The organism is Marinomonas pollencensis (assembly GCF_003387375.1).
GTDB lineage: Bacteria > Pseudomonadota > Gammaproteobacteria > Pseudomonadales > Marinomonadaceae > Marinomonas > Marinomonas pollencensis.
The window spans coordinates 48,457-73,539 of record NZ_QUNG01000004.1; the positions used below are offsets into that span (position 1 = coordinate 48,457).

A 25,083-nucleotide genomic window follows, 5' to 3' on the forward strand; every position below is an offset into this window, starting at 1 on the left:
GCTCTTCTCCTTAGCCGACTTTCGCGATAAGTTGTTGTTTTTCTGCGTCTGTTGCAGGGCGCACTTGATCTCGCTCTTGAACAAACACCACATTGCTGTCTTCACCTTCATAATTCACAAACTGACGGAAAGTTTTTAACGCCTCTTCATCTTCTAGAGTCGTTTTCCACTCACATTGGAAGGTATCAACAACCCGCTGCATCTGCGCTTCTAGCTCATCACAAAGCCCCAATTTATCTTCAATCACCACTGCTTTTAGGTAATCTAACCCACCTTCTAGTCCGTCCATCCAAACAGACGTGCGCTGTAAGCGATCGGCAGTTTTGGTGTAAAACATCAACACCCGGTCGATGTACTTCACCAAGGTCGCATCATCTAAATCCGTCGCAAATAAATCACCATGGCGAGGCTTCATACCACCGTTACCACAAACGTATAAGTTCCATCCCCCTTCTGTGGCAATCACACCGATGTCTTTGCTTTGCGCTTCGGCACACTCTCGAGTACAACCTGACACGGCAAATTTAATTTTATGGGGCGATCTTAGCCCCTTGTAACGATTTTCTAAGTCAATCGCCATGGTCATACTGTCATTTACACCATAACGGCACCAAGTACTTCCCACACACGACTTAACCGTTCGCAAGGATTTCCCATAGGCTTGGCCAGTTTCAAATCCAGCTTCAATAAGCTGTTTCCAAATGGCTGGAAGCTGAGACAAGGTAGCACCAAATAAATCAATTCGCTGGCCGCCTGTTACCTTGGTATAAAGCTCATACTGCTTGGCCACTTCACCTAACACAATGAGTTTATCTGGGGTAATTTCACCGCCTGGAATACGCGGCACAATGGAGTAAGTGCCGTCTTTTTGCATGTTAGCCAAAAAGCGATCATTGGTATCTTGCAACGAAATATGCTCTTTTTTCAGTACATATTCATTCCACACACTGGCTAAGATAGAACCCACGGCAGGCTTACAAATTTCGCAACCATGCCCCTTACCATGTTTGGCAAGCAACGCCTTGAAACTCTTGATGTTTTCAACCTTAACTAGGTTAAATAAATCTTGGCGAGTATACGCAAAGTGTTCACAGATATCGGTACTGACCTCAACGCCTAATGACAACAATTCGTTGTCCACTACCTTTTTAAGCAGTGCCGCACAACCACCACAACCAGTACCGGCTTTGGTTAATCCTTTTACCTCTGCGACCGAAACCGCGCCATTAGATACCGCTTGGTTGATATCTTGCTTAGAAACATTGTGACAACTACAAATCGACGCACTTGCTGGCAATGCGTCTACACCAAGTCCCACCGGTGCGTCACCCATCGCCGGCAGAATCAATGATTGAGGCTGCTCTGGCAAATCAATGGCATTCAAGAAATACTGCAATAGCGTATCGTAGTAACTGTTATCGCCCACCAAGACCGCACCAAGCAGCTTCTTACCATCTTCTGACACCACCATTTTACGGTAGCTTTGACTGATTTCATCTTGATAGACAAAGACCTTACAGCCTTGAGATTGTCCATGGGCATCACCCACAGAGCCCACATCACAGCCCAACAACTTTAATTTTGTGCTCATGTCGGCACCGGTAAAGGTGAAATCGGAGCTTCCTAATAAATGTCCAACCGCAGTTTTCGCCATGGTGTAACCCGGCGCGACTAAGCCAAAAATACGATTATTCCATAGTGCGCATTCGCCGATTGCGTAAATATTCTCGTCACTGGTCTGGCAAAAGTTATTAATTGCTATACCACCGCGTTCTCCCACGGTTAATCCAGACTGAGTTGCCAAGGCATCTTGCGGACGAATGCCCGCTGAAAATAAGATTAAATCCGTTTCTAGATGGGTACCATCGGCAAAATTCATACGATGGAAGGCATCATCACCATCGACAATATCTTGAGTGGCGGTATTGGTGTAGACCTTAACATCGAGCCCTTCAATCATCCCTTTAAGAACATCACCGCCTTTCTCATCCAGTTGGACTGGCATTAGTCGCGGTGCAAACTCAACAACGCTGGTTTCAAGCCCTAAGTTTTTTAGAGCGTTTGCGGCTTCTAGGCCGAGTAACCCACCCCCAACCACTGTGCCTCGGGTCACTTTTTTAGCGCAATCACGGATCGCATCCAAATCTTCAAGGGTTCGATAAACAAAGGTATTGTCACGTTGATGCCCCGGAATGGGAGGCACAAAAGGGTAGGATCCTGTCGCTAATACAAGCTTGTCATATGAAAGACTCTCCCCCCCTTTCAGGCGCAAAATTTTGTCTTCTCGGTTGATCTCTATGACTTGTTGGTTGGTAAAGTAGCGCACCCCATGTTGGTCGTACAAGGTGCCATCTGTCATCGCCAGATCCGCCGCCTCTTTGCCGGTAAAATATTCACTCAGATGGACACGATCATAGGCAAGGTGAGGCTCTTCACCAAAGACGGTAATTTGGTAAGCTTCATGCCCCTTCTGTGCGATCAATTGCTCGACAAAATGGTGACCCACCATGCCATTACCAACCACCACTAGATGGGATTTAGCTGTTTTTTCTGATGCCGTTAAAATCATCTTTTTTTCCTCTCACCTGTATCAGTTCGCCCGCAGGCTGACCGCGTCTAGAAAGGCTTGTTTTAGGCAACTTTGGATTGGCAGTACGCTTCGCCAAAGACCAGTAAATCAAGCATGTCAGAGACATTGGTCTTATTTTGAATAAGCTGGAAGTACCAGCTACCATCGGCGACGTTGCCATAGAGAATTGCGCCTACTAAATAGCCGTCGTTGACTATCAGTTTGCGATAATGATTGGAGCCTTCGTCCTGAAAAACGATGCAGTTATCATCTGCCGTCGGCTGAATCCTTCCTACGGAGAAAAGATTCACACCGGAAACTTTCAGTTTGGTGGGAACTGGCGCCACGGAAAAGTCAGCGTGTTTTCCAGCCAGTACCGCCAATAACACATTAATTTGAGACCATATTGGGGCGACTAAACCAAAGGTTTGACCGTCAAACTCGCAACACTCACCAAGCGCAAAAACATCTGGGCAAGAGGTTCTCATTTGTGCATCAACAAGGATGGCGCGGTTAATCTGCAAACCGGCTTGTTTCGCCACCTTCACTTCTGGGGTAATACCAGCGGCCATCACAACTAAATTTGTCGCCATGATGCTGCCATCTGCCCGTTCAATATGACTGACCACACCTTGGTCGTTATGCAACAAGGCTTGCGGTGATTCCCCTAAAAGAAATGTGATCCCCATTGTTTCTAATTTATTCTGCAACAAACGTGCCGATTCTCGATCTAGCTGTCGGTTTAATAAGTACTTTGAGCGATGAAAAACGGTAACTTGATGGCCACGTTTGGCTAAACCCACGGCGGCTTCGAGCCCCAACAAACCACCACCAATCACACTAACTGGCTGAGACCCCGCCATTGCTGACATGGTCTGCACATCTTGCCAATTACGAAAACCAATAACATTCTCCGCTGACGCACCTTGAATCGGCAGAATGCTTGCTCTAGACCCAGTTGCAAGAATAAGCTTGTCATAATAAAGGGTTCGACCACTGTGCAAGCTTAGACTTTTGTCCTCGGCTGAAATGCCCTGAACAGGGTCACCAGACACAATTTCAGCACCAGATAGGATCATTTTTTGTGTATCCACTAACGCCATGTCTGCTTGAGTAATGTCGTTTGCTAACAAGGATGAGAGCATGATGCGATTGTAGCCAAGCTGCTTTTCTTCACCGATCAAAGTAATCTGCGTCGACTTATTCTGCTGTTGGCATAATTCATAAGCCAACTTGCTGCCAGCCATACCACCACCAACGATAACAATGCGCTCTTTACGCAACGATGCGGCTATAACACTACGCATAAACCACCTCCTCTTTATTCTGCAGCTGCCAATCCATCCGACTATTGATACCCATCATTTAAGCGCTTGCCGCTCGACTAGCCGTGCTCGTCACGACTTTAGAGGCTTGTGTAATGGGCTCAACTTTACGCTGCTTTTCATATAAGAAGGTAAGTACTTGCGCTCGATAATTGACATACTTAGGGTCATTCGCTAATGCCAATCGATCACGAGGTCGTTCTAGGTCCACACTGAGAATTTCACCCACCGTGGCCGCAGGTCCATTGGTCATCATGATAATTCGATCGGAGAGCAATACCGCCTCATCCACATCGTGGGTAATCATGATCACAGTGTTGTTTAGGTCTTTTTGAATTTCCATCAATGAGTCTTGCAAGTGTGCACGGGTTAACGCATCCAACGCACCAAAAGGCTCATCCATCAGTAGCACACTCGGCTCCATCGCCAGCGCGCGAGCAATGCCAACACGCTGTTTCATGCCTCCTGAGATCTCGTTGGGGCGTTTGTCTGCGGCATGACTCATATGCACTAAAGCCAGGTTATGTAAGATCCATTCATGCATTTCTTTTTTGGATTTTTTACCCTTAAACACTCTTTTTACCGCGAGTTCGACATTTTCATAGGCCGTCAGCCAAGGCAGCAAAGAATGATTCTGAAACACAACCGCGCGCTCAGGCCCTGGCCCGCGCACTTCTTTACCATCCAACAACACGCCACCCTCTGTTGCATCATAAAGACCAGCAACAATATTTAACACGGTGGATTTACCGCAACCAGAATGCCCAATAAGAGAAACAAACTCCCCTTTGGCGATTTTAAGACTCACTTCATCAAGCGCCTTAAATGGCCCCTTTGGAGTGGGGAATTCAATCGATACTTTACTTATATCAAGGTGCGTAGACATACTATTCTCCTAATTAGCGTAATATTTGGCTCTTATCCCACGACACAAACCGTTGCACCGTTAACATCGCTCGGTCTAATAAAAAGCCGATAAAGCCAATCATCAAAACCGCCACCATAATGCGGCCTAAAGAATTCGAACTACCGTTTTGAAATTCGTCCCAAACAAACTTTCCTAACCCTGGGTTTTGCGCCAACATCTCAGCAGCAATCAATACCATCCAAGCAATACCCAAAGACAAACGCAAACCGGTAAACATCAATGGAATGGCGGAAGGAATGACAATCTTGACCACATGAGTTAACCAACCAAGTTGCAGCACTTTAGACACATTCAAGAGGTCTTTATCAATCGCTGCCACACCCACAGCCGTATTGACCAAAGTCGGCCACATACAACAAAGCGTCACAGTAAACATGGAGGTAAGAAAAGATTTGGAAAACATCGGGTCGTTAGTAACATAGGTAGCACTGACCACCATGGTCACAAGCGGCAACCAAGCTAAGGGAGAAACCGGTTTGAAAATCTGAATGATCGGGTTTAAAGCACTGTAAACTGAGCTGTTTAAGCCGATCAAAATACCCACGGGAATCGCAATCAAGGTTGCTAAACCAAACCCTGCTAGTACCGTATAAAGGCTGGTGAAGATCTGCTCAAAAAAAGTAGGCTTGCCTGTATAACTGCGTATTTTTCCGACATAGCTTGGGTCTTTCGCTTGGCGCTTTTCAATACGCACCTCTTGGCGTTCGTAAAACTTAGTTTCTTTAACCTTTTCACGTCTATGGTCATCCAACAAGCTGTTCCACTGTTGATATACCACGACAGGGCCTGGAAACTCCCCTAAAGAAGTATGTACTTTACTCGCACCGACTTGCCATAGAAGTAAGAAGGCCACAATGCCAAAAATCGGAAAAAATATCGCCTTCAAAGAAAAGCTCGCCAACCAATCTTTTAACGCTGTGGTTGATATATTTGGTGTTTTCATAATAACGTCACTCTTACGCTACAACTAAAAAAGGAAGGCTGTGCGTGCACACAGCCAGGCCATTGATATTAAATTTGATCATCCCCCTTTAGCCCTATGGTGAAACTGTTCAAATACGCATTAGGTTGTTTACCGTCATAAACCACATCATCAATAAACTCACCTTGAGGTGGTTTAAAGCCATCTTCTGTCGCAAAGTCTGGGAAATCCGCCGCTGTCATTAGACCCTCTTCGATCAAAGACTCTGCCGCTTGCTGATAAATAGCAGGACGGTAGACTTCCTTCGCGGTATCCATATACCAGTCATCCGATTTTGCATCTGGGATTTGCCCCCAACGGCGCATTTGCGTGAGATACCAAATAGCATCGCTGTAATAAGGATAAGTGGCGTTATGGCGGAAGAACACGTTAAAGTCTGGAATCTCACGCTTGTCGCCTTTTTCATACTCAAAGGTGCCAGTCATACTGTTAGCAATGACTTTTTCATCTGCCCCTACGTATTCACTGCGCGCCAATATCTTCACTGCTTCAGGACGATTAGCATTGTTGTTTTCGTCTAACCATTTGGCCGCTCTGATAAGCGCTTTGACAACGTGAATATGCGTATTAGGGTACTTATCTGCCCATGCCTGGCTGACACCAAAGACTTTCTCAGGGTTGTTCTTCCAGATTTCATAGTCAGTAATAACCGGCACACCAATTCCTTTAAATACCGCCTGTTGATTCCAAGGTTCGCCTACGCAATAACCGGAAATAGTGCCCGCTTCCATGGTGGCAGGCATTTGTGGCGGAGGCGTAACAGACAAATAAGCATCAGCATTAATTTGCCCACTGATATCACCTGTTTTAGGGGAATAGTAACCAGGGTTGATGCCCCCCGCCGCTAGCCAATAACGCAGCTCATAGTTGTGCGTCGAAACCGGAAAAACCATCCCCATATTGAAACGCTTACCCTGCTCTTTAAAACTCTCAATCACAGGTTTTAAAGCACTGGCACTGATCGGATGAACGGGCTTACCATCGGCACCGTTGGGAATATGCTGCTTCATTTGCTGCCAAACATCATTTGATACTGTAATGCCATTGCCGTTGAGGTCCATACTAAAGGCCGTCACGATATGCGCTTTTGTACCATAACCGATGGTGGCGCCAAGTGGTTGCCCCGCCAACATATGTGCACCATCAAGTTGCCCATCAATAACGCGATCCAACAGTACTTTCCAATTGGCTTGCGCTTCCAAGGTGACATACAAACCTTCATCCTCGAAATAGCCTTTCTCATAGGCAATGGCAAGCGGCGCCATATCCGTCAATTTAATAAAGCCAAACTTCAGCTCTTCTTTTTCTGGGTAGCCCAGCTCTGCATGAACAACACTTGAAAAAACTGCGGATCCGACCAGCAGTGATAACGTCACTTTTTGGGTGCTTGCTGCTAACTTCGCTAAAGGTAACCAGGCTTTCTTCGATTTCAAGTTCATTATCAACACTCCGCTTAGGCTATAAAAACAAAAAAAGGCGCATGCGAATCACAATCTATGTGTCCGCAGGCGCCTTTGCCATTCTTCTGTCATTCAGTCATGAACAACTTAATTTGAGGGTGACAATTAACAGTCGTCGCTAATTTCACCGTTTTGCTATCAAGTAAATCTTCTGCTTCTAAACATAAAGCATGGACTATGCCAAAAACTCTAAATCATTGATAAATAATAATTTAATCAAATGAAAAAATATTAAGTGTCGTTTTTTATCGATTATTTGATCATTTTAGCGCAGCTTTCACACGCTCTTGCACCATAACAAGTCAACTTAGAAACAAATCCCTTTCAATACCCCATCAGGATGCAGCCTGACGTTTCCTGAAGCGACTGCAGCTAAAAACGCCTTCTCTTGTTGTTTGGTGATTTTCCAACTTCCCCCTTCAGGGCACACTAGACCAAGGGCTTGATAATACAATTCTTGTCGATATACCTGCTCTACCACTTGATTTAATGACGGAATTTTCGCCAATTGCTGCCAACGGGACATTTGCGCTAGGATCCATAAAGCATAATTGGGAAGCGGTCGATTAATGTCAGCACCAGAAAAGCGTTGATAGGCCTCAAGAGGCCAATCGAACTGTCCTTTTGGCTTTAGCGTATTGAAACCATAGATAAGCTGCTCAGCTGGACAATTCAGATAATCTGGTTGGCTTAATAAACTCAATAATTCACTTTGATTCTGTTTATCATCCACCCACTCGCAAGCACGGTTTAAGGCCCGAATCATCGCCAGATACACATCGGGATTCTGTGCTGCCCATAACGAATTCACACCAAATACTTTTTCTGGGGTACTTCCCCAAATGTCGTAGCCTGTTACCAAAATGTGGCCGACACCTTGCTCAACCGCTAAGCTGTTCCAGGGTTCACCAACACAGTAGCCATCAATTTCATTTTGTTTTAAATAGCTCATCATCTGGGCAGGTGTGATAACAATAATCTGCACATCTTTATCTGGGTCTATACCTGCTTGAGCAAGCCAGTCTCGGAGCTGGTAATTGTGCGAGGAATACGGATAAACAATGGCAAAGCGAAGTGTTGGATCGGTAGGTTTTTTACTGGCTATAAAGCGCTTCAAGGCCGCCCCAGAACGAATATCTTGCACATCATTACTGAACTTAACTAGGTTTTGATACAGCGCGTTACTTACCGTCACTGCATTACCGTTGTGACTCACAGTAAAGCTGCTTTCCATCGATGTTTTTACCGTACCAATACCCAAACTGGCAGCGATCGGCAGCGACGCCAACATATGCGCCCCATCCAATAAATTAAACGCCACCTTATCTCGGATACTGGCCCAAGATGCTTCTTTTGATAATTCAACTTGGACCCCTTGTGCGCAGAAAAATCCCTTCTCATGAGCAACAACAAAGGGCGCACAGTCGATCAAGGGTATAAAACCAACGCGCACAGGCTGTGACTGTAAACTCACAGTATTAGGTGCTGTTATATTCATCTCTTCTCCCCCAACAACTCCATCACAGAGATAACATTCCTAGCAACGTCTATCATGCGCTGACTGCGATCCATTGCTAGTTTTCTTAGAGCTTGATAGGCCGCAGGCTCATCACATACTTGATGTTTCATAATTAGTCCTTTGGCTTTTTCGATGACCTTTCTATCCTCAAGCTGAGTTTTTACTGAATCCAGCTCTAAACGTAACGCTTGAAATTCTCGGAAGCGAGCAATCGCCACTTGCAGGAGGGCTTTTACACTGCCACTTTGAACGCCATCAACCACATAAGCGCTGACACCTGCTCGGATCGCTGCCTCCACATATTTTGAGTCATCTTCTTCGGCAAACATCACAATGGGTCTAGGATTATCCTTCGTTAAGCGAGACATATTTTCCAACATATCTCGATCTGGAGATTCAATATCAATGATCACCATATCAGGCTGACTTTCTGTCACTGCTTGAGTCAAATTCTGAGCATTTTCAAGGCGACGAATCACTCGATAACCACTGTCCAACATCGCTTGTTCGACAATAGCCGCTCGGGCAGGCTCGTTATCAACCAGCATGACAGTCAATTCTTTTTCTGGGGGGGACATGTATAGTCTCTCGACAACCGCTACAAACAACCTATACAAAGCAATAAGTGCGCCATAATGAGACAAAATAAAGTGAGTTAGCCCCTAAGGAGCCAAAAAAAGAGCATTTAGAAAAGCGATGAGGAGATTTTTTTAATGAAATCAAATGCGTTAGCAATAGAAACTATCGCTAACGTCATTGGATTATGTTGCAAGGAAGGTATTAATGCACAAAAGTGGAGCCTTGCACCAAAAGAGCCAACGAAAGGCGATCTTTTGTGTGCGTTTTTTTAAAGACAGTCGTTAGGTGAGATTTCACCGTTCTTTCAGTAATGTCCATTTCGCTGGCGATTTGCTTATTCGACAAACCATGGGCGATATAACGCACTACATCTTGCTCACGCTCCGATAGAGACTGCAACAACTCGGTATCTTCATTAGACTGAGCTTGGGGTAAAGATTGTGCGATCAGGTTTTCAATAAACTGTTTCCCCCCCCATATTTCACCCGCACCAACAACCGACAAAACAAGAGCAAGCTGCTCTGCACCAATATAAGGAGCACACTGACCACTCACGCCAAGAGAAAGCAACCTAAGCGCGGCGGCCTGACTCGGTTGGTTGGGAAAAACCACTATTTTAGTATCAGGGTAACTACGGCGCAGTAAAGCCACCTCTTCTACTTTTTTCGAGAAGGCTTCATCTTCTAAAAATACAAAGATGTACTGATAAGCCTTGTCTGCTTGTCTATCAAGATGAGAGCGTACTTCTTCCAGCTTAACAACCCGTGTTAATACAATCCCTTTTTCGACGACTTTTTGCCAATGATTCCAAACTGCATCATCGGTATTCCAACACAAAATATTCAAAGCGTCTTTCACCTTTTAATCTCTTTAGCTTTCATTCTACTCGTGATACTAAAAGCTAATTGTGAAAATTTGTTATGCTTTTGTCTAACGCAACCTCGGTTTGTTACCTTTCATGTAAAGCATTTTGTTTTGCTTTGATGATAGGCTTCAACAAGTAATCTAATAAGGTTTTCTTACCTGTGATTACATCTACAGTGGCTTGCATACCTGGTATGATAGGCAGGTTTTGTTGATCACTGCCCAGATAATTACGCTCTGTTCTGACGCGTACCAAATAAAAGCTCTCACCTTCTTCATCCAAAATGGTGTCGGCACTGATATTTTCGACCGTCGCCTGCAAGCCACCATAGACAGAGAAATCATATGCTGTCAGTTTGACCACTGCATGCAGTCCAGGCTTAATAAAGCCTATGTCTTTTGGTCGCACTTTTGCTTCTATTAGCAAGGAGTCTTCAATAGGGACGATTTCTAACAAATTCATACCTGGGGTAATAACCCCTCCCACCGTATTAATCTGTAGCTGTTTAACAATCCCTTTCACTGGTGACCGGACTTGTGTTCGCGAAACCTTATCTTGCAAAGAAACATTTGCTTCACGAAGTTGGTCCAACTTACTACGCACCTTAGTGAGATCTTCCTGCGCATCCGCACGGAATTTCGCACTGCTCTCGTTAAGCTTATTTTCCGCTTCTTTTAACGCCGAACGCGCCCTAGGTAACGCCAGCTTTGTTGCTTCTAAATCCCCTTTTAGCTGGTTTACCTGCCGCTCTAACTGAAGCAACTCGACCCGTGAAACCGCACCTTGCTCGAAAGCAGGCCGCGTTAAGTTTAATTCTTCGGTCGACAACTCAAAGCTACGCTGTAGATTACTGAGTTTGGCTTTTTGCTCAACAATTTCTTGTTGTTTTTGTGCCACTTGTTGATCGAAGACAAGTTGGTTACTGCGTAATGATGCTGCGCGGTTTTTATACAGCTCCATTTCACGGTTCACTACATCTGGGTGTAAGGCACGCATTTCTGAGTCAAACGTTGGCTCTTCCCCTAACGCCTCTGCTTGTAGGCGCGTGGCTCGAGCTCGTAAGTTAACCGACTCCGCCTCTTGCTCTCGAAGGGAAGAAAGCGCTTCTGTATTTTCAATCGTCATCAGAATCTGCCCGCGCTCAACGGTCTGCCCTACGCGAGTGTTAATCTCTTTAAGAATACCGCCTTCTAAATTTTGAATTTGCTGTACCTGACTAGAAGGGATGACTTTACCATCACCGACCGTGATTTCATCAAACTCTGTGTTATCAGCCCAAACAACAGCCGCGACCACAAAAATAAAAATCACCCATAGAATAATGCGCCCACCCCGTGGGGTTTTTAGCATCAGGGCCGAGTTTTTGTCATTTAAAAAGCCCAGATCAGACTGTGATATCTTGTTCGATTTTTTTGTCATGTTAACTAACCTTAAGCTTGCCTTGTCGAAGCGCCTCATGAACTTGCGCTTTAGGACCATCTGCAATTAATCGACCGTTATCCATCACTATAATCCGATCCACCATATCCAACATGGATGCTTTATGGGTAATTAAGATCAAGGTTTTGTCTTTCACAACATTCATGAGTCGGCGCTTCATTCTGGTCTCTGTGGTGTTATCCATAGAGGCAGTAGGCTCATCTAAGATAAGGATCGGCGGATCGAATAGCAGGGCCCGAGCGATAGCAATGCTTTGGCGTTGACCACCAGACAATTGCATGCCACGCTCACCCACAATACTGTCAAGCCCGCTAGGCTTACGGTTGGCAAACTCAGATACCCCAGACAGTTCAGCAGCACGCAAAATGGCTTCATCTTCCATGTAAGGGACACCCATCACGATATTGTCGCGAATAGAGCCGTAGAATAAAGTGACGTCTTGCGAAACCGAACCAACATTGCGACGTAAGTCTGTTGGGTTAATTTGGCGCACGTCCACACCGTCCACACGTACCGCGCCATCCATAGGGGTATAAAGCCCTGTCATTAACTTGCCCAGGGTTGATTTACCCGAACCAATACGGCCGATAATCCCTACTTTTTCACCCGGCTTGATATTGATATTAATGGCACTGATCGCTGCTTGTTCTTGCTCTGGGTAGGCAAAACTTACCGCGTCGAATTGAAACGCCCCGTCAAATTTTGGACGATGTACAAACTTCACATCGTCTGGGTTTTCAACCGGCGAATTCATGATTTCATTCAATGAAGTAAACGCAGACTTAGCTTGGTTATAGCGGGTTGCCAAGCCAGCTACCTGCGCCATCGGCCCAAGAGCTCGACCTGTTAGCATCACCGAGGCGACTAGCGCCCCCATGCTCATATTGCCTTCAGAAATTTGATAAACACCCACAATAACAATAACGACTGTGGTTAACTGCTGTGCCATAGCAGCAAATGAGGAGCTGGATTGAGCCAGTTGTCGTGTTTTTACCCCCCAATCCGCAATATTCCCAACCGCCGTTTCCCACTTCTGTTGCAATACACCTTCCGCATTATTCAACTTAACGCTTTCTGCGTTGTACAAACTTTCAATCAACACGGCATTTTTTTGCGATGCGGTTTTTTGGCTTTCTTCAATAGAACGGCGCAACGGTACCTGAATAATCACACTGTACATGAGAATCAAAAATATCGTGATGATAGGTATATACCCTACTGGCCCACCAATTAACCAAATAACCCCCACAATTAGGAACATAAATGGAATGTCTACTAAAGTGGTAATAGAGGCAGAGGTGATAAAGTCGCGGATACTCTCAAATTCTTGTAGGTTTTTAGCGAACGCCCCAACCGACTGGGGACGCGACGCCATAGTAATGTTGTTTACTTTAGAAAAAATCGAGGCTGAAATCAGGATATCTGATTTTTTTCCTGCAATATCAATAAAGTAGGCTCTCAATGTGCGCAATAAAAAGTCGAACATATAGACAACCGTCGCGCCAATCGCCAATACCCACAAGGTATCAAACGCGTTATTGGGCACCACTCGGTCATAGACATTCATAACAAAAAGAGGGCTAGCGACCGCGAAAACATTAATCAATAAGGAGGCGATAAACACATCGCGATAAATTCGCCACGAACGAGTAATCGTGCCCCAGAACCAATGCTTTTTGCTCGCTTTCTCGCTTTCTTTTTCAGACCGTTTATCAAACTGATAAATCGGCTTAACAAAGAAACAATACCCACTGTAAGCCGCCATCAACTCATCCAAAGACAGCGTAAACTCCCCTTCTCCTGCTTCAGGTCGCATTACCGTGGCCGTTTTATTTTGATGATCGATACTCAATAAAACGCAAGCTTGATGATCTTTTAACAACAACACGGCAGGTAGCACCATGCTAGGTATTTTAAGCAAAGGTCGCTTAATAAAGCGCGAGCTGATGCCGATACGTTGTGCAGCGCGCTTAAACAACGCTGGTGTCATATCGTTATCTGTAATGGGAAGCCCTGCGGCAATTGAATCGGCAGAATATGGATTATGAAAATATTTACTCAGTAACACCAAGCAGTCTAATAAAGGATTGGGATATTCTAGATCACTCCCTGCGACTTGCCATTGGGCCTGCTGTGCACCGGTGGGCGCCTCTTCTGATGCCTCACTATGAGGTTTAGTGGTGTCATCTGTGGGCTGAGTTTCCACTTGGGCATTCGTGGCTGCGTCTTCCGCTGTGGTGTGGTCTTGCCCCGTACGGGTAGAGTCAGACATACTTCCTTTTACCCCTTAAACATAAAAAAAACATAGACTTAAACATCTACTTTACCTATTTATAGTCTAGAATAGTTCTTATCAAGTAAGATAGAAAGTCTGATTAAAGAACTATACAAAATAACACATTGGAGAAACATCGTGCTCTACGCAAAAGTGAACAAAGATGGCGCTATCATTGATGTCGCAACAACCCAGTCTGATGACTACAAGGTACTGGTGGCGCCTGATGACCCAATCGTTGCCGCATTATTAGAAGAGAAATTCAAAAGCACTGAAACCAACACCCAAGAACTTCTGTCTGGTTCAGATAACGACATGATGCGGATCATCGAGGATTTAATCGATTTATTATCTGAAAAGCGCATTATTCAGTTCACTGAACTGCCTATAGCGGCACAGAAAAAATTGCTCAGCCGAAAATGGGTACGTGGCGTACACAGCAGTGGCGACGAGAGCCTTATCGACGAAGAGTTTTCTAGCAGTGACAATGACTCATTGATATAAGCCAAACTAACATAGGCTATTCAATCAGTCACTGTAGCGCGTTTCTCACTGACTTCTATCTAGATACACAATAAACAGTAAATAGACTATCAATTCGCTTACATGTCTTGCGCCCGCGCGACAACGAACCCCTGGCCTGCGGCAATATCAAATTTGGCCAAGCGACTTAATTGCTGCTCACTTTCGATTCCTGTTGCAATGACTTGAATATTTAAGCTACTAAACATCTTACACAGGATATGCATAAAGAAAGATTCTGACTCCTTCCCTGTCGCCATTTTGGTATAAGATGGGTCAACCTTCACATAGTCTGGCATTAGCTGCTGCAAATAATGGAAAGTAGTAAACTGCTTCCCGACATTATCTACCCCAAAAGACACGCCGTGTTTTTTGAGCATTTGAGACAAGCGCAACACCTGTTCTTCAGCACCAAGCACGCTTTGTTCAGTGACTTCAAAGGCGAGCTGACTGCGCAGAGTATGATCTAACCCCTGTAGTGTTTGGTCCAACCAAGTCATAAAGGCTTCTTTTGCATAAGCCGAGGCTGCCAAGTTGATCGCCAGAGGTGTTTTCACTATCTCTTTTCGGCGTGAGATAAACTCAATCACCCGCTGAATAATAACTTTGTCCAATTGATCACCTAGATCAAACTGCTCTGCCAAGCCAATAAAATAACCTGCATGATATTGCTTTCCATCGTGCTCTAAACTGGCGAACACTTCTTCATGCATGACGTTACTATCGCTTTCAAAAAAGACAACTTTCTGCTTTCTTAGCAAGAAAGCCTTGTCCAAAATGGCTTTCTCTAAAATCTCTTTCCATGCCAATCTACCGATCGCCATCTCTTGGCCTGTAATGGCATCAAACACTCGACTTGTATTGGGGCCGCTGGCTTTAGCTTCACGTAAAGCGGCATCAGCTTGAGCCATTGCACTAGAACGACTGACATTACCACTTAAGGCGACAGCGCCTATATTAGCCACCGCTTCGCCGTAAGAAACTTGATTCGGTATCAGGGTCATCAAGCCCTCTAAAATATCGTTCACCACCTTTTGCAATCTTGCTTGGTCGATATTCGGAATTAAAATAATAAAGTCCGCACCAGACAAGCGAGCTACTGACACAGAAGACGCAACACTGTTCACTTTCTCGGTCATAATCTGCGCGGAAGCACGAATAAACATATCCGCCGCTTCAAAGCCTCGCTCATTGTTTAGCTTGCCCAAATCGGACAGGTTTACCAGCATTAAGCCATCCATGGTTCGGTCGCTACTGGAGAAATAGGACTTGGCTTGGCTTTCAAAAAAGTGCCGATTCCCTAGACCGCTCACTGGGTCCTTAAAGGCTTTTGCTTGTAACCACTGGACCGTTTCCGCTTCTGCATCAAAATCTTTTTCAAGCTTTTCGGTCAGTCGATTCATTGACTGCACTACGGACTTCAACTCCCGAGTTTTGGGCAGTTTTTCCATTCTAATAAATTGTCTTTGCTGAATCGCTTCCGCTTGTTTTTCTACTTCTGCCAGCGGTTTAAATAGGTAGCGCAGTGCGATACTGCCAAACAAGATGGTGAACACACCGATAATCACAAATGACAACAGCAAGTCTCGAGTGGCTGACCATAGCTGGTAATAACCATAACCTGCACTGCCCGTTATGTAGACCTGACCTAATTCATTCCAGCCATTGGAAATAACCGCATTCGCTTGCGGCACATCAAAACTAATCAGTTTAATAAACCATTGTGGGACACCATTAATTTTCATTGGATTAGAACGGATGATGTCTTTGTCTGTAGCGTAAACATGAATTCGTACTTCAGAGAAATAACCACTATCAAACACGGCATTAATGCTACTGTCGACTGAGGCATAATCTTGGGCGGCCATAAAATCAGACACTGACATACTAAGTGACGTGGCTGAGTCTTGTGTTGTCGACTCTAATTGGTTGATCAAATAGCCTTTCGTTGTATTGAAATTAATTCCCATCACAACCACTAGTATTACTGAAAAAATGACAACAATCGTCATCATCAACTGGCGAAATAGCGTCACTCTGATTCTCCTAGTTATTGTACTTAGCGAGTCGGTTATTTAAATCGGTCCAAAGACTTAATCGTGATGAACCTCCTACTAGCTGCCCACGCCCTTTTTCTTTAGACAACCACAGATTTTTTGCATTAAAAGAATAAATAGGTAATAAATCTGGTCGCTTCGAGGCTGGCTTCAACTCTTTATCCAAATTATCTAACAACACGGGAACAGAGGTTGGAGTATGGTAATAAGCCAACACCATATGGTGCTCATTAAGGGTTAACGCTTTAACATAAACCAGACGCAACTTCTCATCTGGCACACCAAGTTCACGCAATGCAAAATATTTCGCAATAGTAAAATCTTCACAATCTCCCCCCCTGGAGGCCAAAAACTCAATCGGCGTAGCCCAATAATCTTCTTTACCCCAATGTTTAATGTCACTGACAAAGTCCATCATATTAAAGAAATTATTCACCGCCTTCAGCTTTTCAGCAATGGGCAGATCCTTCGATTCATCAATCATTGCTCGCCAAGCAAAAATCCTCTGTTCTGCGCCTCTGCCATATTGTTTGCCAACCTTTTGCGCGATGGCAAAATATTTGTTTGAAATATCAGCATACAACCAAAATTGGGGAATGACACACAGAATCAACGCCAAACAGACGGCCCGCTTTTGAGTGCGGGCCGTCTTGGCTAAAAAAAACAGAGGATTAAAGCGGCGCAACAGCACGAAAAGCCTTATTTATCGTTTTTCGCGGCAAAAGCAGCCAACTGCTCAGGGGTGGCAGCAGGCTGGTATTTCTTTTTCCAGTCTGCATAAGGCTCACCATAAACATATTCACGCGCGGCTTCATACTCTATCTCGACACCTCTTGTTTGAGCTTCTGAGACATACCATTTGCTTAGGCAATTACGACAAAAGTCCGCTAAATTCATTAAATCAATGTTCTGTACTGACTTGTTTTCATCTAGGTGCTTTAAAAGGCGACGAAATACCGCCGCTTCTATTTCTGTTTGCTTATCCATGACCTTACCTTAATGTGTTCGTTATAGTGGCTGGTGGGTGTTTATGGCTGCTCGGTTGATGACGCCATTGCCAGTCAATAGATGCGACCATAAAATCTCTGATTGGTTGCATGTTTTCCGCGCTTATTTGTTCAATAGCATAACAACATGCTTCTAGGGTAGAGAGCGCATAAGCATCGGGCGACTTACGAATTTCATACTGTGCCGGGGGCGGCGACGCAAAGCACAGCCCCTTTATTCCATGAAGAAACGGCTGACTCAAATAAAAGCGCTTGGCTTTGCGCCAAGTCGCATCAATTAGAATCACCCCTTCAATCTGAGTTGCTTCAGTATCCTGTAAAGTCTCGATGGGCTGCGCTTGCTCACTTGGGTACAGCAAGCGCCACTGGCTTAGATCTAACGCCTGCAGCTGTGCGAGCAAGGTGCTGTCATCCATTGCAATACACGTGACTTGCGGCAACGCCAAGGTCAGCAAGGTCACCGTGTTTTTTGCATGCTTTGCCTCTTTAGGGTCTTGTAGCACAATAATGCGCAGACCAAGCTGTCGAGGTTCAGGCCGCAAATGACAGACACATTGTGATTGCAAAAAACCACAACCTGCACAGCGCTTGCGCTTTGAATTAGTCATTAATCAACCGCAGGCCGCTTCTTTAAGACAATTTTGCTAAGTAAGCTTTGATCACATTATCCCAGCCTAAGTCGAGCGCTTCTACCGTCAAAGCGTGCCCAATAGACACCTCTGTAATACGCCCTGGCTGACATAACATTTCAATGTTTGTAAGATCGAGATCGTGCCCTGCATTCACGCCAAGCCCGACTTCTAATGCTGCTTGCGCAGCCTCTTGGTAACCCTGTGCTATTGTTTCAAAACCTTCTTCACCGTACTGGTTAGCAAAGGCTTCGGTATACAATTCTACACGGTCCGCCCCGACTTCTTTCGCCAGCGCCATATTGTCTGCATCAGGGTCCATAAACAGCACCACTCGAATACCTTTGTCTTTCAACTTAGCAATCACAGGACGCAGCGCATCTTGATCACGAGCAATATTCCAGCCATGGTCCGAGGTCAACTGATTTGGATCATCAGGTACCAAAGTACATTGATGAGGTGCCACTTCTAATACCACATTTAAAAACTGCTCGTCCGGAAAACCCTCAATATTCAGCTCAGCTGTCGGGTAGCTTTTTAGCAATTCTTTTAGGTCATAGGCATCTTGATAGGTCGCATGACGCTGGTCTGGCCTTGGGTGAATCGTGATACCAAATGCCCCTAGATCCAATGTGCGCTTTGCCATTTCGACCATGTTTGGATAGTTTCTGCCACGAGAATTCCGAAGTAAGCCTATTTTATTCAAGTTAACGCTTAAGTGTGTCATTTAACTTCTCTCGATCCATCTGAATGTATTTCATCGCATTATAAGACAAAGCCGTATCAGACATCACTAAATTACCACATCAATTCCTTTTATCGACCCCGCTCAGCTTACAGTCCTTGTGGTAAACTTGCCGCCAGAAAAAAGGAGCCGTGATGCAGTACGAACCATTTCAAACAATTTATGAGCGCGCCGCCTTAAGGCATGGCGGACAACACACGCTAGAGCAGCAGCTCACTAAACCTGCCAGCTCAGAACAACTTTGCCAACATTCCGATGACCGCTGGTTGGCGGCTTTTTCGCAGAAAATTTTTCAGTCAGGCATTAATTGGCAAGTGGTAAGAAATAAATGGGAAGGCTTTGAAAGCGTCTTCTTTGGCTTCGACATCGAGAAAATGCTCTTAATTCATGATGAGATGTGGGAAGAAAAAGCCAAAGATCCACGCATTATTCGCCACTTAGGCAAAGTCATGACGATTCGAGAAAATGCCCTCATGATCCATGAATGCCAACTCAGTCATGGCTCTTTTGCTAAATTTATTGCGGACTGGCCCAGTCATGACATCATAGGGTTATGGCTCTATCTAAAACAACATGGAAAGCGACTTGGTGGTAACACTGGCCCATATACCTTACGCATCATGGGCAAGGACACCTTTTTAATGACCCGCGATGTCGAGGGTTACTTACGTCTAAACGAGATTATCAGCACAGGAAAAGACACAAAATCTGCGCTTCTAGCAGCCCAAGCGGCCTTCAATCATTGGCAAAAAGAAAGTGGTCGATCACTCAATGAAATCAGCCAATGCATTGCGATGAGCGTCAATTAATTACAGTTACAGCACTACCCGTTAGGAGAAAATATGGCAGATCTACGCATCGATATCATTTCAGATGTCGTGTGCCCTTGGAGTTATTTAGGGTACACAAGATTAAAACAAGCAATTGATCAATTAGGCGACGATTATCGTATCGATATTCGCTGGCAACCATTTGAACTGCATCCTGATATTCCCCCTACAGGGGAAGATAGGGAAAGCTACCTAACAAAACGTTTTGGTAGCCAAGAGCGCTTAACCGAAGCCACTCACGCGCTGCAGCAAGTTGGCATCGAAAATGGCATCACCTTTAATTTTTCAGAAAAAGATCGCTTACCTAATACTAAGCTCGCACATCAGTTTATTTTAGCGGCAAGCAAGGTGGACTTAGCAACCCCTTTGGCACTGGCTTTGTTCCACGCGCACTTTACTTTAGGTCAAGATATTGGCAAACAAGCCAAGCTGGAAGAAATTGCGCTCAGCATTGGCATGAAAGAAAACGAGCTGCAATACGCGATTCAAGATAAGGCGCGCAGTATTGTGGAGAAAAAAATTGATCGTTTGAAGAGTTTAGAAATTACTTCAGCACCAACCTATGTGATCAATGATCAATATATGGTCCATGGCGCCCACACTCCTGAAGATTTTCTTAAAATACTTACCGACATAGCCAACAAAAGCCCAGCGCTCAAATAGCCAACAAGAAAGCCCCCCCTACTGAAGCCTTCTCTTTGTACGAATCAATCGACGATTGATTCGTACAAAATTCACTCAAAGTTAAAATCTATTAAAGAATTTAAATAGATAAATTTTTATCCGTTGATAATCATTTGCATTCGAACTAGAATCGCATTATTGGAACATTAACGAGAGTGATTTTCATTTATGTACGTATGTCTTTGTAACGGTGTCACCGATGGTCAAATTAAACAATCGATCCAAGAAGGTGCAACCACAATGAGAGCACTGTACCAAGAAACAAACTTGGGAAACCAGTGTGGCAAGTGCTGCCAATGCGCAAAGAAGATATTAAACGATGAGCTTCTGCAAATTGCAGAAACCCAGTTTCAAGCCGCTTAAATCATTACATCTGAGACTGAAGGTAATTTTCCAGTCCAGAGGATGCTATTAGCATTTGCTGCGTTTCTAGCCAATCAATTTGCTCTTCCTGCTCTTCTTGTATTTTCTCTAGAGCGTCACGACTCATAAAGTCGAGTTTCTCTTCACATAAAGCAATGGCGTCTTTTAATACTTGTAGCGTATCTAGCTCTAAAGCCAAATTTGCCGCAATCATCTCTTCGCTGTTCTCACCAATACGCAGACGACCTAAGTCTTGCAGATTAGGTAAACCTTCAAGAAACAAAATACGCTCAATTAATCGATCAGCGTTTTTCATTTTCTGAATAGAGACTTTGTAATCTGCTTTGTCTAAAGCACTAAAGCCAAAATCTTTAAACATACGCGCATGCAAAAAATATTGGTTTATGCCAACGAGCTCATTGGCTAGCACTTTATTTAAGCTCGCTAATACACCACGATCACCTTTCATAGTAAGCTCCCTTATTTACCCATTTGTGATTGGATATAATTCTGCATGCCAATTTTGTCCATCAATCCCAGCTGTTGCTCCAACCAATAGACATGATCTTCTTCGGTATCAAACAAGAGTTTTTCCAGCATCTCACGGGTTTGATAATCCCCTTCCGCTTCACACAGCGCAATGGCTTCTCGCACACACGCCACGACTTCAAGCTCTAGGGTTAGGTCATTCTGCATCGCTGAACGCACATCAGAACCCACTAACAAATCACGTCGCTTGGTCATGCATGGCACGCCCTCAAGAAACAAAATTCGCTTGATCAGCCAATCAGAGTGTTGTGTTTCTTCTTCCATTTCATGGTTTAGTCGCTCATAAAGCTTATCCATACCCCAATCATCGTACATACGTGAATGAATAAAATATTGATCTATCGCAGCAAGCTCATTCGCTAACAGCTTGTTCAAGCCGTCTATTACCTTTTGACTACCTTTCATCTTGTTGTTCCTCATTAAAACCAAAGACACCCGTTACACACTACATGTCAACGAACTATTGTACGCTCGAGCCTAACGCCCCCCTTGTGAAAGGTCGTCAGCCCGCTAATGATCCAAGTAAAATACCTAATAAGCCTTATACTTTAGTCCATTTATTAGCTCTTCCCTAACCTTCTCCTAGCGTGTCATCACCACGATAAGGCTTTCCTTCCCCTGCTTTGACTTCCAGTGTATCTATTCGCTGAAAGCCACGCGGCAATTTCAAGCCACGTCGGCCACGCTCACCTAAGTAGTCTTGCAAATCTTTTTCCATTAAAGACAAGAAACGTTTGCCCGCGTAAGCCAGCAATAAATCATTGGGTAATACGCACGCCATTGAGACCAGTAACTCTTCTCTTTCCGCCGCTCGAGCACTAGGAATGCTTAACATTTTATTGCCTTTACCTTTTGCCATTTTGGGCAAAGATGCAACATCAAAGGCCAGCATACGACCTTCATTCGACACCACAACAACACGCCCTTTCTCTGGATTTTCCACCAGCACTGGCGCCATCACCTGGGCCCCTTTAGGCAAGGTTAAGGTCGCTTTCCCCGCTTTGTTCTTCGCATAAAGGTCTTTCAACTGTGCTACGAAACCATAGCCTGCATCGCTGGCTATTAGGTAATAGGCCTCTTCATTATTCAGCACCGCTGCGACAATAGTAGCGCCTTTCTCAAGACTAATGCGCCCAGTAATCGGTTCACCTTGCCCACGCGCAGAAGGCAAGGTATGCGCTTTAATAGAATAAGTTCGGCCATTTGAAGCCAATAACACCAAGGTCTGATTTGATCGCCCTTTGGCGCTCACTAAGTAGCCATCCCCCGCTTTATAGCTTAACCCTTCCACATCAAGATCATGCCCTTTACCTGCACGGATCCAGCCCTGCTTAGAGATCACCACGGTAATAGGATCATTTGACAGCAGATCCTCTTCATTAAAGGCTTGCGCTTCCTTACGCTCTACAATAGGAGTACGGCGATCGTCAGCAAAGGCGTCGATGGCTTCGCGAATTTCAGTCGAAATCAATTTCTTTAACTTAGCGTCAGAGGAAAGCAAGGCCTCAAGCTGTAAGCGCTCTTTCTCTAACTCTTCTTGCTCGGCTTTAATACGCACTTCTTCGAGCTTCGCCAAATGACGTAACTTTAACTCTAGAATGGCTTCAGCCTGAATGTCGGTTAAACCAAAACGCGCCATCAGTTCGACTTTAGGCTTTTCCTCGGTGCGAATAATTTCAATGACTTCATCGATATTCAGAAAAGCCACCAGCAAACCTGCCAGTATATGTAACCGACTGTTCACTTTATCCAAACGGAACTGCAAACGACGACGTACCACATCAATACGAAAGCGTAGCCACTCTGCCAGAAAGTTTTTTAATGGCTTCACTTGCGGCAAACCATCCAGACCAATCACATTCATATTAACGCGATAGGACTTTTCTAAATCAGTGGTCGCAAACAGGTGGGTCATCACAGACTCAATATTGACCCGGTTTGACTTGGGCACAATAACCAAACGAGTTGGGTTCTCATGGTCGGATTCATCTCGAAGATCTACCACCATAGACAGCTTTTTAGCTGGGTTTTTGTCCTGCATTTGTGCGGCAATTTGTTCAAGAATCTTGCTGCCAGACACCTGATGTGGAAGCTCATGGACAACGATTTCTCCCTCTTCCACTTCATAACGTGCGCGAGACTTGATTTGCCCCTTACCCGTTTCGTAGAGTTTTCGTATGTCGCTACGTGGCGTCACTATCTCACCGCCAGTAGGAAAATCAGGACCTTGAATATAATTCAGTAAATCATCTAATTCGGCTTTCGGATGATTCAGTAAATGAATACAAGCCTCACCCACTTCACGAAGGTTATGGGGCGGAATATCGGTTGCCATACCCACCGCAATCCCTGTTGTACCATTCAATAAAAGGTTAGGTAGACGCGCTGGCAGCACGGAAGGCTCTTGCAAAGTACCATCAAAATTAGGCACCCAATCTACGGTTCCTTGACTGACTTCGCGCAATAAAACATCGGCGTATTTAGACAGGCGAGATTCGGTATAACGCATTGCCGCAAACGATTTAGGGTCATCTGGTGCCCCCCAGTTACCTTGCCCATCCACCAATGGATAGCGGTATGAAAATGGTTGGGCCATCAACACCATGGCTTCATAACAAGCACTGTCGCCATGAGGGTGAAACTTACCTAATACATCCCCTACCGTTCGAGCGGATTTTTTATACTTAGCGGTCGCTTTTAACCCAAGCTCACTCATCGCATAAACAATTCGACGCTGCACCGGTTTTAAACCATCGCCGATATGCGGCAAAGCTCGGTCCAAAATAACGTACATTGAATAATTCAAGTAGGCTTTTTCTGTATAGTCTTTTAATGACAGGGTTTCATTCGATTCGAAATTTGATAACTCACTCAAGGAGAATTTCCTTCTACCGCGTTTTATGATGTGTTATTCGCACACATCAGTAATTGAAAAAAAAGTTTGACCGTACTATAAAGAAACTTCGTGATCACCTGCAACCTTAGCTCAGAAGTTTATCTTAGGGAGTGTGTTCCTTCCTATCTATCAGGCAGCATGATAAAAGGATTTATATGAACCAATATCACACAGCATTTACTCCCTACCCAATCCAGCATGAACTCGGCAAAGGTGGTTGCTCTTCAATCCTTCACCGAGATGACAGAATCGCCATTCGTCATGAGTATCTCGTACAATCGTCTACTCCAAGCCGTTTTTATCAGGCCCCCGAAAAATGCTTTATTTTTGTCTTATCTGGCGATCTGTTTCTGAAAAACCAAGACAATGAAATACAACTAAAAAAACATCAAGGCAGTTGGCTACCAAGCGATTCGATTACGGTTGCAACCCTCTTATCACCACAGGTCACACTCTGTGTCATCAACTTATCGGACGCTCATGCCGCCACCGAAAAAGCTATTGCGTTCCATAAAGTTTCTTCCGGCAGCAGCGATTCCTTTGCCGATAAAAATGGCATCACCACCTGGCCTCTTTATCAGGGAGCGGATGCCGCTATTTCGATCCATCTCTATCCAGCCCATTACAAAGACACCCCTTATTACCACAAAAAAACGGACCAGTACCTAATTTGCCTAGAAGGCGAGCTCGCCATTTCAACTAACAAACAAGCTTTCAAGCTATGCCCAAGCATTGGTCAATATTTACCTAGGATGACCCGTAAAGCCTTGTTTAACCATAACCGCAAAAGCATTACCGTATTGAGTATCACCACGCCTTACCCAGAAAAAGGCCGCGTACTTGCACTTTAACCGAGCGC

The 25,083-nt window shown here is 44.7% G+C and carries 23 protein-coding genes; 5 read left to right on the forward strand and 18 right to left on the reverse strand.

Features of this window, described 5'->3' with window-relative positions; genetic code table 11:
- Nucleotides 1-10 precede the first annotated feature (10 nt).
- From nirB to DFP81_RS07095, 10 genes are all read right to left on the reverse strand, one after another.
- Nucleotides 11-2,569, reverse strand: coding sequence for a nitrite reductase large subunit NirB (gene nirB / locus DFP81_RS07050; protein WP_115897072.1), 2,559 nt, complete (start codon nt 2,567-2,569; stop codon nt 11-13).
- 62 nt (nt 2,570-2,631) lie between these two features.
- Nucleotides 2,632-3,876: an NAD(P)/FAD-dependent oxidoreductase gene (locus DFP81_RS07055; protein WP_115897073.1), complete on the reverse strand. Its 1,245-nt coding sequence runs from the start codon at nt 3,874-3,876 to the stop codon at nt 2,632-2,634.
- Nucleotides 3,877-3,934: 58 nt separating this feature from the next.
- Nucleotides 3,935-4,780, reverse strand: coding sequence for an ABC transporter ATP-binding protein (locus tag DFP81_RS07060; RefSeq protein WP_115897074.1), 846 nt, complete (start codon nt 4,778-4,780; stop codon nt 3,935-3,937).
- A 13-nt stretch (nt 4,781-4,793) separates the two neighbouring features.
- The gene (locus DFP81_RS07065; protein WP_115897075.1) at nt 4,794-5,765 is read right to left on the reverse strand and encodes an ABC transporter permease; all 972 of its coding nucleotides are present in this window, start codon (nt 5,763-5,765) and stop codon (nt 4,794-4,796) included.
- A 68-nt stretch (nt 5,766-5,833) separates the two neighbouring features.
- Nucleotides 5,834-7,243: a CmpA/NrtA family ABC transporter substrate-binding protein gene (locus DFP81_RS07070; protein ID WP_115897076.1), complete on the reverse strand. Its 1,410-nt coding sequence runs from the start codon at nt 7,241-7,243 to the stop codon at nt 5,834-5,836.
- 328 nt (nt 7,244-7,571) lie between these two features.
- Nucleotides 7,572-8,762, reverse strand: a complete 1,191-nt coding sequence (locus tag DFP81_RS07075; RefSeq protein WP_115897077.1) for a CmpA/NrtA family ABC transporter substrate-binding protein — start codon at nt 8,760-8,762, stop codon at nt 7,572-7,574.
- Nucleotides 8,759-9,361: an ANTAR domain-containing response regulator gene (locus DFP81_RS07080; protein ID WP_245959106.1), complete on the reverse strand. Its 603-nt coding sequence runs from the start codon at nt 9,359-9,361 to the stop codon at nt 8,759-8,761. The genes DFP81_RS07075 and DFP81_RS07080 overlap by 4 nt, the downstream gene beginning before the upstream one ends.
- 202 nt (nt 9,362-9,563) lie before the next feature.
- Nucleotides 9,564-10,220 carry a response regulator transcription factor gene (locus tag DFP81_RS07085; protein WP_245959107.1) on the reverse strand — a complete coding sequence of 219 codons (657 nt, stop codon included), beginning with the start codon at nt 10,218-10,220 and terminating at the stop codon, nt 9,564-9,566.
- A 91-nt stretch (nt 10,221-10,311) separates the two neighbouring features.
- Entirely contained in the window at nt 10,312-11,646 is a 1,335-nt protein-coding gene (locus DFP81_RS07090) for an HlyD family type I secretion periplasmic adaptor subunit (RefSeq protein ID WP_115897079.1), read from the reverse strand.
- Nucleotide 11,647: 1 nt separating this feature from the next.
- A complete protein-coding gene (locus tag DFP81_RS07095) occupies nt 11,648-13,939 on the reverse strand; it encodes a type I secretion system permease/ATPase (RefSeq protein ID WP_115897080.1) in 2,292 nt (763 codons plus the stop codon).
- Nucleotides 13,940-14,080: 141 nt separating this feature from the next.
- On the opposite strand from DFP81_RS07095, the gene DFP81_RS07100 reads away from it, so the two are divergent.
- Complete coding sequence (locus DFP81_RS07100) at nt 14,081-14,446, forward strand: hypothetical protein (protein WP_115897081.1); 366 nt, start codon at nt 14,081-14,083, stop codon at nt 14,444-14,446.
- 98 nt (nt 14,447-14,544) lie between these two features.
- On the opposite strand, the gene DFP81_RS07105 is transcribed toward DFP81_RS07100, so the two are convergent.
- The 5 genes from DFP81_RS07105 to DFP81_RS07125 all read right to left on the reverse strand — a co-directional run bounded on the left by DFP81_RS07105 (nt 14,545) and on the right by DFP81_RS07125 (nt 18,884).
- A complete protein-coding gene (locus tag DFP81_RS07105; protein ID WP_115897082.1) occupies nt 14,545-16,500 on the reverse strand; it encodes a bifunctional diguanylate cyclase/phosphodiesterase in 1,956 nt (651 codons plus the stop codon).
- 10 nt (nt 16,501-16,510) lie between these two features.
- Nucleotides 16,511-17,005, reverse strand: coding sequence for a transglutaminase-like cysteine peptidase (locus DFP81_RS07110; protein WP_115897320.1), 495 nt, complete (start codon nt 17,003-17,005; stop codon nt 16,511-16,513).
- 215 nt (nt 17,006-17,220) lie between these two features.
- The gene (locus DFP81_RS07115; RefSeq protein WP_115897083.1) at nt 17,221-17,508 is read right to left on the reverse strand and encodes a DUF1244 domain-containing protein; all 288 of its coding nucleotides are present in this window, start codon (nt 17,506-17,508) and stop codon (nt 17,221-17,223) included.
- A gap of 4 nt (nt 17,509-17,512) precedes the next feature.
- Nucleotides 17,513-18,136, reverse strand: a complete 624-nt coding sequence (locus DFP81_RS07120) for a tRNA-uridine aminocarboxypropyltransferase (RefSeq protein ID WP_115897084.1) — start codon at nt 18,134-18,136, stop codon at nt 17,513-17,515.
- A 22-nt stretch (nt 18,137-18,158) separates the two neighbouring features.
- On the reverse strand, nt 18,159-18,884 hold the full coding sequence (locus DFP81_RS07125) for a pyridoxine 5'-phosphate synthase (RefSeq protein ID WP_115897085.1): 726 nt from the start codon (nt 18,882-18,884) through the stop codon (nt 18,159-18,161).
- A 152-nt stretch (nt 18,885-19,036) separates the two neighbouring features.
- Here DFP81_RS07125 and DFP81_RS07130 point away from each other — a divergent pair, with 152 nt between their 5' ends.
- From DFP81_RS07130 to DFP81_RS07140, 3 genes are all read left to right on the forward strand, one after another.
- Nucleotides 19,037-19,711 (forward strand): DNA-3-methyladenine glycosylase I, encoded by a 675-nt coding sequence (locus DFP81_RS07130; protein ID WP_115897086.1) that lies wholly within the window; start codon nt 19,037-19,039, stop codon nt 19,709-19,711.
- 33 nt (nt 19,712-19,744) lie between these two features.
- Nucleotides 19,745-20,395: a DsbA family oxidoreductase gene (locus DFP81_RS07135; RefSeq protein ID WP_115897087.1), complete on the forward strand. Its 651-nt coding sequence runs from the start codon at nt 19,745-19,747 to the stop codon at nt 20,393-20,395.
- 189 nt (nt 20,396-20,584) lie between these two features.
- A complete protein-coding gene (locus DFP81_RS07140; protein ID WP_115897088.1) occupies nt 20,585-20,779 on the forward strand; it encodes a (2Fe-2S)-binding protein in 195 nt (64 codons plus the stop codon).
- 4 nt (nt 20,780-20,783) lie between these two features.
- On the opposite strand, the gene bfr (DFP81_RS07145) is transcribed toward DFP81_RS07140, so the two are convergent.
- From bfr (DFP81_RS07145) to parC, 3 genes are all read right to left on the reverse strand, one after another.
- Nucleotides 20,784-21,248 carry a bacterioferritin gene (gene bfr, locus DFP81_RS07145; protein WP_115897089.1) on the reverse strand — a complete coding sequence of 155 codons (465 nt, stop codon included), beginning with the start codon at nt 21,246-21,248 and terminating at the stop codon, nt 20,784-20,786.
- Between the two features lie 11 nt (nt 21,249-21,259).
- Nucleotides 21,260-21,733 carry a bacterioferritin gene (bfr, locus tag DFP81_RS07150; protein WP_115897090.1) on the reverse strand — a complete coding sequence of 158 codons (474 nt, stop codon included), beginning with the start codon at nt 21,731-21,733 and terminating at the stop codon, nt 21,260-21,262.
- Between the two features lie 166 nt (nt 21,734-21,899).
- Nucleotides 21,900-24,203: a DNA topoisomerase IV subunit A gene (gene parC, locus DFP81_RS07155; protein ID WP_115897091.1), complete on the reverse strand. Its 2,304-nt coding sequence runs from the start codon at nt 24,201-24,203 to the stop codon at nt 21,900-21,902.
- Between the two features lie 176 nt (nt 24,204-24,379).
- Here parC and DFP81_RS07160 point away from each other — a divergent pair, with 176 nt between their 5' ends.
- Complete coding sequence (locus DFP81_RS07160) at nt 24,380-25,075, forward strand: cupin domain-containing protein (RefSeq protein ID WP_115897092.1); 696 nt, start codon at nt 24,380-24,382, stop codon at nt 25,073-25,075.
- Nucleotides 25,076-25,083: the final 8 nt, after the last annotated feature.

Coding starts and splice junctions, on each gene's coding strand:
- nirB (WP_115897072.1), bottom strand. CDS start 2,569: ATGATTTTAACGGCATCAGAAAAAACAGCTAAATCCCATCTAGTGGTG.
- DFP81_RS07055 (WP_115897073.1), bottom strand. CDS start 3,876: ATGCGTAGTGTTATAGCCGCATCGTTGCGTAAAGAGCGCATTGTTATC.
- DFP81_RS07060 (WP_115897074.1), bottom strand. CDS start 4,780: ATGTCTACGCACCTTGATATAAGTAAAGTATCGATTGAATTCCCCACT.
- DFP81_RS07065 (WP_115897075.1), bottom strand. CDS start 5,765: ATGAAAACACCAAATATATCAACCACAGCGTTAAAAGATTGGTTGGCG.
- DFP81_RS07070 (WP_115897076.1), bottom strand. CDS start 7,243: ATGAACTTGAAATCGAAGAAAGCCTGGTTACCTTTAGCGAAGTTAGCA.
- DFP81_RS07075 (WP_115897077.1), bottom strand. CDS start 8,762: ATGAATATAACAGCACCTAATACTGTGAGTTTACAGTCACAGCCTGTG.
- DFP81_RS07080 (WP_245959106.1), bottom strand. CDS start 9,361: ATGTCCCCCCCAGAAAAAGAATTGACTGTCATGCTGGTTGATAACGAG.
- DFP81_RS07090 (WP_115897079.1), bottom strand. CDS start 11,646: ATGACAAAAAAATCGAACAAGATATCACAGTCTGATCTGGGCTTTTTA.
- DFP81_RS07095 (WP_115897080.1), bottom strand. CDS start 13,939: ATGTCTGACTCTACCCGTACGGGGCAAGACCACACCACAGCGGAAGAC.
- DFP81_RS07110 (WP_115897320.1), bottom strand. CDS start 17,005: ATGATTGATGAATCGAAGGATCTGCCCATTGCTGAAAAGCTGAAGGCG.
- DFP81_RS07115 (WP_115897083.1), bottom strand. CDS start 17,508: ATGGATAAGCAAACAGAAATAGAAGCGGCGGTATTTCGTCGCCTTTTA.
- DFP81_RS07120 (WP_115897084.1), bottom strand. CDS start 18,136: ATGACTAATTCAAAGCGCAAGCGCTGTGCAGGTTGTGGTTTTTTGCAA.
- DFP81_RS07125 (WP_115897085.1), bottom strand. CDS start 18,884: ATGACACACTTAAGCGTTAACTTGAATAAAATAGGCTTACTTCGGAAT.
- DFP81_RS07130 (WP_115897086.1), top strand. CDS start 19,037: ATGCAGTACGAACCATTTCAAACAATTTATGAGCGCGCCGCCTTAAGG.
- DFP81_RS07135 (WP_115897087.1), top strand. CDS start 19,745: ATGGCAGATCTACGCATCGATATCATTTCAGATGTCGTGTGCCCTTGG.
- DFP81_RS07140 (WP_115897088.1), top strand. CDS start 20,585: ATGTACGTATGTCTTTGTAACGGTGTCACCGATGGTCAAATTAAACAA.
- bfr (WP_115897089.1), bottom strand. CDS start 21,248: ATGAAAGGTGATCGTGGTGTATTAGCGAGCTTAAATAAAGTGCTAGCC.
- bfr (WP_115897090.1), bottom strand. CDS start 21,733: ATGAAAGGTAGTCAAAAGGTAATAGACGGCTTGAACAAGCTGTTAGCG.
- DFP81_RS07160 (WP_115897092.1), top strand. CDS start 24,380: ATGAACCAATATCACACAGCATTTACTCCCTACCCAATCCAGCATGAA.